At 71.4% G+C, this 8,365-nt stretch carries 9 protein-coding genes; all 9 read left to right on the top strand.

Annotated elements, in window-relative coordinates; translation table 11 throughout:
* The first annotated feature begins 35 nt into the window (after window positions 1–35).
* The 9 genes from pdxT (at window position 36) to HZS56_RS28135 (ending at window position 8,352) form a co-directional block, all read left to right on the top strand.
* Window positions 36–626: a pyridoxal 5'-phosphate synthase glutaminase subunit PdxT gene (gene pdxT / locus HZS56_RS28175; RefSeq protein ID WP_216723611.1), complete on the top strand. Its 591-nt coding sequence runs from the start codon at window positions 36–38 to the stop codon at window positions 624–626.
* A gap of 49 nt (window positions 627–675) precedes the next feature.
* Complete coding sequence (locus HZS56_RS28170; protein WP_031035700.1) at window positions 676–1,428, top strand: YebC/PmpR family DNA-binding transcriptional regulator; 753 nt, start codon at window positions 676–678, stop codon at window positions 1,426–1,428.
* A 194-nt stretch (window positions 1,429–1,622) separates the two neighbouring features.
* Entirely contained in the window at window positions 1,623–2,189 is a 567-nt protein-coding gene (gene ruvC / locus HZS56_RS28165; protein WP_216723609.1) for a crossover junction endodeoxyribonuclease RuvC, read from the top strand.
* Window positions 2,186–2,791 (top strand): Holliday junction branch migration protein RuvA, encoded by a 606-nt coding sequence (ruvA, locus tag HZS56_RS28160; RefSeq protein ID WP_216723608.1) that lies wholly within the window; start codon window positions 2,186–2,188, stop codon window positions 2,789–2,791. Before ruvC ends, ruvA begins: the two co-directional genes overlap by 4 nt.
* Before the next feature lie 120 nt (window positions 2,792–2,911).
* Window positions 2,912–3,985, top strand: a complete 1,074-nt coding sequence (gene ruvB, locus HZS56_RS28155; protein ID WP_216723607.1) for a Holliday junction branch migration DNA helicase RuvB — start codon at window positions 2,912–2,914, stop codon at window positions 3,983–3,985.
* Between the two features lie 175 nt (window positions 3,986–4,160).
* Window positions 4,161–4,700, top strand: coding sequence for a preprotein translocase subunit YajC (gene yajC, locus HZS56_RS28150; protein ID WP_216723606.1), 540 nt, complete (start codon window positions 4,161–4,163; stop codon window positions 4,698–4,700).
* A gap of 136 nt (window positions 4,701–4,836) precedes the next feature.
* Window positions 4,837–6,666: a protein translocase subunit SecD gene (secD, locus tag HZS56_RS28145; RefSeq protein WP_216723605.1), complete on the top strand. Its 1,830-nt coding sequence runs from the start codon at window positions 4,837–4,839 to the stop codon at window positions 6,664–6,666.
* A 1-nt stretch (window position 6,667) separates the two neighbouring features.
* Window positions 6,668–7,807 (top strand): protein translocase subunit SecF, encoded by a 1,140-nt coding sequence (secF, locus tag HZS56_RS28140; protein WP_216723604.1) that lies wholly within the window; start codon window positions 6,668–6,670, stop codon window positions 7,805–7,807.
* Window positions 7,804–8,352 carry an adenine phosphoribosyltransferase gene (locus tag HZS56_RS28135; RefSeq protein ID WP_216723603.1) on the top strand — a complete coding sequence of 183 codons (549 nt, stop codon included), beginning with the start codon at window positions 7,804–7,806 and terminating at the stop codon, window positions 8,350–8,352. Before secF ends, HZS56_RS28135 begins: the two co-directional genes overlap by 4 nt.
* Window positions 8,353–8,365: the final 13 nt, after the last annotated feature.

Here is an 8,365-nt window from a genome sequence, read left to right as displayed (position 1 = left end):
CCCCCGGCACCCCCGGCACTCCCTCCACCCCCGCCATCGGCGTCCTGGCGCTCCAGGGCGACGTACGGGAGCACCTCGTCGCCCTGGCCGCGGCCGGCGCCGCGGCCAGGCCGGTCAGGCGCCCCGAGGAACTCGCCGAGGTGGACGGCCTGGTCCTCCCCGGCGGAGAGTCCACCACCATCTCCAAGCTCGCCGTCCTCTTCGGAGTGCTGGAACCCCTCCGCGCGCGCGTGCGGGACGGCCTGCCCGTCTACGGCACCTGCGCCGGCATGATCATGCTGGCCGACAAGATCCTCGACCCGCGCTCCGGACAGGAGACGGCCGGCGGCATCGACATGATCGTGCGCCGCAACGCCTTCGGCCGGCAGAACGAGTCCTTCGAGGCCGCAGTCGACGTCAGGGGCGTCGAGGGCGGTCCCGTGGAAGGGGTGTTCATCCGCGCCCCCTGGGTCGAGTCGGTGGGCGCCGCCGTCGAGGTGCTCGCCGAGCACGACGGCCACGTCGTCGCCGTCCGCCAGGGCAACGCGCTGGCCACGTCGTTCCACCCCGAACTGACCGGCGACCACCGGGTGCACCGCTTCTTCGCCGACATGGTGCGCGCGAACCGGGCGGCCCGGTCCTTGTAGGATTCCTGCGTTCGTTGCAGGAGATGGGTTACGCGAAGGAGACAGGCAGATGTCCGGCCACTCTAAATGGGCTACGACGAAGCACAAGAAGGCCGTGATCGACGCCAAGCGCGGCAAGCTCTTCGCGAAGCTGATCAAGAACATCGAGGTCGCGGCGCGCATGGGCGGCGTCGACATCGAGGGCAATCCGACGCTGTACGACGCCATCCAGAAGGCGAAGAAGCAGTCGGTCCCGAACAAGAACATCGACTCCGCGGTCAAGCGCGGCGGCGGCCTGGAGGCCGGGGGCGCCGACTACGAGACGATCATGTACGAGGGTTACGGCCCGAACGGCGTCGCGGTGCTCATCGAGTGCCTCACCGACAACCGCAACCGCGCCGCCTCCGACGTCCGCGTCGCCATGACCCGCAACGGCGGCTCCATGGCCGACCCGGGCTCGGTGTCGTACCTGTTCAACCGCAAGGGCGTCGTGATCGTGCCCAAGGGCGAGCTGGGCGAGGACGACGTCCTCGGCGCCGTCCTGGACGCGGGCGCGGAGGAGGTCAACGACCTCGGCGAGTCCTTCGAGGTGCTCAGCGAGGCCACCGACCTGGTCGCGGTCCGCACCGCCCTCCAGGACGCCGGCATCGACTACGAGTCCGCCGACGCCAACTTCGTCCCCACCATGCAGGTCGAGCTGGACGAGGAGGGCGCCCGCAAGATCTTCCGGCTCATCGACGCCCTGGAGGACAGCGACGACGTGCAGAACGTCTTCGCCAACTTCGACGTGAGCGACGAGGTCATGGAGAAGGTGGACGCATAGGCCTCGCCCTGTGCTCAGCGGGCCGACGGGGACACCACCCGTCGGCCCGTCGCGTTGTCGGCGGCACCCGCTAGCCTTACGCATGTCAGAGATCACCGTCCACGGACCGCACCATCAGCCGGGCAACCCCGATGGTGACCAGCCAGGTCCGCGAGAGCGGCGGCGGTTCAGCCGCGAGGAGGAGTGGGCCGGGCGTGCGCGTACTGGGGGTGGACCCGGGGCTGACCCGCTGCGGGGTCGGCGTCGTGGAGGGCGTCGCGGGCCGGCCGCTCACCATGGTCGGCGTCGGCGTCGTCCGCACACCGGCGGACGCCGACCTAGGCCACCGCCTCGTCGCCATCGAGCAGGGCATCGAGCGGTGGCTGGACGAACACCGGCCGGAGTACGTGGCCGTGGAGCGCGTCTTCAGCCAGCACAACGTCCGCACCGTCATGGGCACCGCCCAGGCCAGCGCCGTCGCGATCCTGTGCGCCTCCCGCCGCGGCCTCCCGGTCGCCCTGCACACCCCCAGCGAGGTCAAGGCGGCCGTCACCGGCAGCGGGCGCGCCGACAAGGCGCAGGTCGGAGCCATGGTCACCCGCCTGCTGCGGCTCGCCGCGCCCCCCAAGCCGGCCGACGCCGCCGACGCTCTCGCGCTCGCCATCTGCCACGTCTGGCGCGCCCCCGCGCAGAACCGGCTCCAGCAGGCCGTCGCCCTGCACGCCTCCCAGGGCCCGCGCCGCCCGCAGACTCCCCACCCGTCGAAAGGCCGCCCCGCATGATCGCCTTCGTCAGCGGCACCGTCGCCGCCCTCGCACCCGACGCCGCGGTGATCGAGGTCGGCGGCGTCGGCATGGCCGTCCAGTGCACGCCGAACACGCTGTCCACCCTGCGGCTGGGCAAGCCCGCCCGGCTCGCCACCTCCCTCGTCGTGCGCGAGGACTCCCTCACGCTCTACGGCTTCGCCGACGACGACGAGCGCCAGGTCTTCGAACTGCTCCAGACCGCCAGCGGTGTGGGCCCCCGCCTCGCCCAGGCGATGCTCGCCGTGCACCAGCCCGACGCCCTGCGCAGAGCCGTCTCCACGGGCGACGAGAAGGCGCTCACCGCCGTTCCCGGCATCGGCAAGAAGGGCGCGCAGAAACTGCTCCTTGAGCTGAAGGACCGGCTCGGCGAGCCGATCGGCGCCCCGGCCGTCGGCGCCCCGGTCAGCACCGGCTGGCGCGACCAGCTGCACGCTGCACTGATCGGTCTCGGGTACGCGACCCGCGAGGCCGACGAGGCGGTCACCGCCGTGACACCGCAGGCCGAGGCCGCCGGGGGCACCCCGCAGGTGGGCCAGCTCCTCAAGGCAGCACTCCAGACGCTGAACCGAGCCCGCTGACAGCGCCCCCTCCGGCCGGGCCCCCGACCCTGCCCGCCGACCGGGCAGCCCGCTGACCGAGCCCCGACCGCGCCCGCCGGCCGCGCACCGCCACCGCCACCCCGACCCACGAGGCAACCAATGAACTGGGACGACACGACCGACGCAGAGGCCGCCGCCGAGCGGCTGGTGGGCGCTGTCGCCGACGGCGAGGACCAGGCCGTGGAGGCCGCCCTGCGCCCCAAGGACCTGGGCGAGTTCATCGGCCAGGAGAAGGTCCGCGAGCAGCTCGACCTGGTGCTGCGCGCCGCCCGCGCGCGCGGCGCCACCGCCGACCACGTACTCCTCTCCGGTGCCCCCGGACTCGGCAAGACCACCCTCTCGATGATCATCGCGGCCGAGATGGAAGCCCCCATCCGCATCACCTCGGGTCCCGCCATCCAGCACGCGGGCGACCTGGCCGCGATCCTCTCCTCGCTCCAGGAGGGCGAGGTCCTCTTCCTCGACGAGATCCACCGCATGTCGCGGCCCGCCGAGGAGATGCTCTACATGGCGATGGAGGACTTCCGCGTCGACGTCGTCGTCGGCAAGGGCCCCGGTGCGACCGCCATCCCCCTGGAGCTGCCGCCGTTCACGCTGGTCGGCGCCACCACCCGAGCGGGCCTGCTGCCGCCCCCGCTGCGCGACCGCTTCGGCTTCACCGCCCACATGGAGTTCTACGGCCCGCCCGAACTGGAACGCGTCATCCACCGCTCCGCGGGCCTGCTCGACGTCGGGATCGACACCACCGGCGCCGCCGAGATCGCCGGCCGCTCCCGCGGCACCCCCCGCATCGCCAACCGCCTGCTGCGCAGGGTCCGCGACTACGCGCAGGTCAAGGCCGACGGCCGGATCAACCAGGAGATCGCCAACGCGGCCCTCGCGGTCTACGAGGTCGACGCCCGCGGCCTCGACCGGCTGGACCGGGGAGTCCTGGAGGCCCTGCTCAAGCTCTTCGGCGGCGGACCGGTGGGCCTGTCCACGCTCGCCGTCGCCGTGGGGGAGGAGCGTGAGACAGTGGAGGAGGTCGCCGAGCCCTTCCTCGTACGGGAGGGCCTGCTCGCCCGCACCCCACGCGGACGGGTCGCGACCCCGGCGGCCTGGGCGCACCTCGGCCTCACCCCGCCGGGCGCGCAGAACGCCGGAAAGGGACAACAGGACCTGTTCGGGACGTGACGTCCCCGCCTCGACGAGGACATTCGACCGGGCAGGAACCCCAGTGCCATGCTGAGCGTTGTTCCATGCGCGCGGACTCGCTTAGACTCCGCCGATGCCGCCCATGTCGGCGGCGCACACACCCCCAACCATCAGGCCGCTCAGCATCGCGGTCGTGTGAAGGAAGTACCGACCCGTGAGTCTCGTGACCCTCCTCCCGTTCATCGTGCTCATCGGGGCCATGTTCCTGATGACCCGGTCGGCGAAGAAGAAGCAGCAGCAGGCCGTCGACATGCGTAACCAGATGCAGCCCGGTTCCGGTGTCCGCACCATCGGGGGCATGTACGCCACGGTCAAGGAGGTCAACGACGACACGGTCCTCCTCGACGCCGGGCCGGGCGTGGAGCTGCTCTTCGCCAAGAACTCCATCGGTGCCGTCCTCACCGACGACGAGTACAACCGCATCGTCCACGGCATCGAGCACGACCTGAAGTCCGACGCGGACATCGTCCCGGACGACGCCTCCTCCCTCACCGAGACCGACGCCTCCTCCGCCGACGACGCCCCCGCCGACAAGTCCGACAAGTCCGCCGACGAGGCCGACAAGTCCATCGACCTCGGCAAGAAGGACGCGGCCGACGAGCCGGCCGACGAGCCGGTGGCCGACGCCGCGCCCGCCGAGGCGAAGACGGACGACCAGGGGAAGAAGTCCGACGGCGGCTCCGAGGCGAAGTAGGCCCGTGCCCCGGGGTGCGCGGGACGTCCTCCCGCGCACCCGGCGCGACGCGCGGCTCGCACGGATCCGGACACCATGTGATGGCCGCCGGTGACGCCTTCTGGGCGCGAAGCGGCCCGAGAGGGAGTACGCAAAGGTGGTAGCACCTAAAAAGGGAAAGAATGCGAGCGCTCAGAGCAAGCCCGGGCGCTCGCTGGCCCTGATTCTGATCGCCATCGTGGCGCTCACCGGAGGCATGTTCGCCTCCGGACACACGACTCCGCGTCTCGGTATCGACCTGGCCGGCGGCACGAGCATCACGCTGCGCGCGGTGCCCGAGGCGGGCCAGGAGTCCGCGATCAACAAGACCAACATGGACACCGCGGTCGAGATCATGGAACGCCGGGTCAACGGCCTCGGTGTCTCCGAGGCCGAGGTCCAGACCCAGGGCGACCGGAACATCATCGTCAACATCCCCAAGGGGACGAACTCGAAGGAAGCCCGGCAGCAGGTCGGCACCACCGCCAAGCTGTACTTCCGCCCGGTGGTGGCCACCGAGCTCTCCGGTGCCAACGCGACCGGCAGCCCCTCGCCGAGCGAGACCGGCGGCGCCTCGGACAAGGCCACCGACGGGGCCACCGACAAGGCGACCGACGGTGACAAGGCGACCGACGGCGACAAGGCCACGGACGGCGACAAGGCGACCGATGGGGAGAAGGCGGACGACACGCCGTCCGGCTCCGCGAGCGCCACCACCCAGGGCCGCGCCGCAGGCGACGCCCTGAAGGCCGACCCCAGCCCGTCCGGGGCGAAGTCCGACGGCACCTCCCCGTCCCCGAGCGAGAGCGCCTCCGGCGACGCCGCCACCGCCAAGGTGCAGGAGCAGTACGCGGCCCTGGACTGCACCGACGGGAACGCCCGCGCCAAGGCCGGCGACGGCGCCAAGCCCGCCGACTCGATGGTGGCCTGCGGCCAGAACTCGCAGGGCCAGTGGCAGAAGTACATCCTCGGCCCCGCGGCGGTCGACGGCACCGAGGTCGACGAGGCCGAGGCCGTCTACAACACGCAGACCGCGGCGGGCTGGACCGTGACGATGAAGTTCACGGGCAAGGGCTCCGAGAAGTTCGCGGACATCACCGGCCAGCTGGCCAAGAACCAGTCCCCGCAGAACCAGTTCGCGATCGTCCTGGACAACGAGGTCGTCTCCGACCCGTACGTCAGCCAGGCGCTCACCGGCGGCAACGCCGAGATCTCCGGCAGCTTCGACCAGGAGGAGGCCCAGGGCCTCGCCAACATGCTGTCCTACGGCGCGCTGCCGCTGACCTTCCAGGAGGACAGCGTCACCACCGTCACCGCCGCGCTCGGCGGTGAGCAGCTCCAGGCCGGCCTGATCGCGGGCGCGATCGGTCTCGCCCTGGTCGTCCTCTACCTGCTCCTGTACTACCGCGGCCTGTCGTTCATCGCCGTCGCCTCCCTGCTGGTCTCCGCCGGACTCACGTACGTGATCATGGCGTTGCTCGGCCCGACCATCGGCTTCGCGCTGAACCTGCCGGCCGTGTGCGGTGCCATCGTCGCCATCGGCATCACGGCGGACTCGTTCATCGTGTACTTCGAACGCGTCCGCGACGAGATCCGGGAGGGCCGCACGCTGCGCCCCGCGGTCGAGCGGGCCTGGCCGCGCGCCCGGCGCACCATCCTGGTCTCCGACTTCGTGTCCTTCCTGGCCGCCGCGGTGCTCTTCGTCGTCAGCGTCGGCAAGGTGCAGGGCTTCGCGTTCACCCTGGGGCTGACCACCCTGCTCGACGTCGTGGTGGTCTTCCTCTTCACCAAGCCGCTGCTGACGCTGATGGCCCGGCGCAAGTTCTTCGCGAGCGGTCACAAGTGGTCCGGCTTCGACCCGAAGAGCCTGGGCGTCAAGCCGCCGCTGCGCCGCACCCGACGCCCGTCCCGTCCTGCCGCCGGCCCTGTCGACCCGAAGGAGGCGTGAGATGGGGAAGCTCGGCAACCTCGGCGCCCGACTGCACCACGGCGAGGTCGGCTACGACTTCGTCAAGAACCGCAAGATCTGGTACGGCATCTCGATCCTGATCACCATCACGGCCATCGTCGGCCTGTCGGTTCGCGGTCTGCACATGGGCATCGAGTTCCAGGGCGGCGCGGTCTTCACCACGCCGAAGAACATGAGCGCCTCGGTCTCCCAGGCCGAGACCTACGCCGAGGACGCCTCGGGCCACGACGCGATCGTCCAGAAGCTCGGCGACGGCAGCCTCCGCATCCAGATCGCCGGCACCGACACCGATCAGTCGGACAAGATCAAGGAGCAGCTCTCCGAGGACCTGGACACCCCGGCCGACGGGATCAACGCCGACCTGGTCGGTCCCAGCTGGGGCGAACAGATCGCCAACAAGGCCTGGCAGGGCCTCGGGATCTTCATGGTCCTCGTGGTGATCTACCTGGCGATCGCGTTCGAGTGGCGCATGGCGGTCGCCGCGTTCGTCGCGCTGATCCACGACATCACCATCACGGTCGGCGTCTACGCCCTCGTGGGCTTCGAGGTCACACCGGGCACGGTGATCGGTCTGCTGACCATCCTCGGCTACTCGCTCTACGACACGGTCGTCGTCTTCGACAGCCTCAAGGAGCAGACGCGGGACATCACCAAGCAGACCCGCTGGACCTACTCCGAGATCGCCAACCGCTCGATCAACAGCACCCTGGTCCGCTCGATCAACACCACGGTGGTCGCGCTGCTGCCGGTGGGCGGTCTGCTGTTCATCGGCGGCGGCGTCCTCGGCGCCGGCATGCTCAACGACATCTCCCTGTCGCTGTTCGTCGGTCTCGCCGCCGGTGCCTACTCGTCGATCTTCATCGCCACGCCGCTCGTCGCCGACCTCAAGGAGGCCGAGCCGCAGATGAAGGCCCTCAAGAAGCGGGTCCTGGCCAAGCGCGCCCAGAGCGCGGCCAAGGGCGAGCCCGAGCCGGCCCCGGCCGGAGCGGCGGCGTACGCCGGGGACGAGCCCGACGACGCGGCCCCCGCGGTCGTCGGCCCCCGCGACCAGGCCGTGTCCCGCAACCAGCCCGCCTCCCGCAACCGCGGCCGCGGCCGGCCCTCGGGGAAGCGCCGATGACCGGGACGACCGACCTCAGCGAGCTGCTGCTCAGCCGGATCCGCGACGTGGCCGACTACCCGGAGCCGGGCGTGGTGTTCAAGGACATCACCCCGCTCCTGGCGGACCCGGCGGCGTTCACGGCCCTGACGGACGCCCTCGCCGGCGTCGCCCGGAGCACCGGCGCCACCAAGGTCGTCGGCCTGGAGGCCCGAGGCTTCATCCTGGGCGCCCCCGTGGCCCTGCGGGCGGGTCTCGGCTTCGTCCCCGTACGCAAGGCGGGCAAGCTCCCCGGAGCCACCCTCGGCCAGGCGTACGACCTGGAGTACGGCTCGGCCGAGATCGAGGTGCACGCCGAGGACCTGAGCGCGGGGGACCGGGTGCTGGTCGTCGACGACGTCCTCGCCACCGGCGGCACCGCCGAGGCCTCGCTGACGCTGATCCGCCGGGCGGGCGCCGAGGTCGCGGGCCTCGCCGTCCTCATGGAGCTGGGCTTCCTCGGCGGCCGGGCCCGGGTCGAGCCGGCCCTGGCGTCGGCGCCGCTGGAGGCGCTGCTCACGGTCTGAGGAACGTGCGTCA

The sequence above is a fragment of the Streptomyces mayonensis genome, from assembly GCF_018982965.1.
GTDB classification, from domain to species: Bacteria; Actinomycetota; Actinomycetes; order Streptomycetales; family Streptomycetaceae; genus Streptomyces; species Streptomyces mayonensis.
The sequence above is the reverse complement of the archived record's forward strand: the minus strand, read 5'-3'. Positions and strand labels throughout refer to the sequence as shown.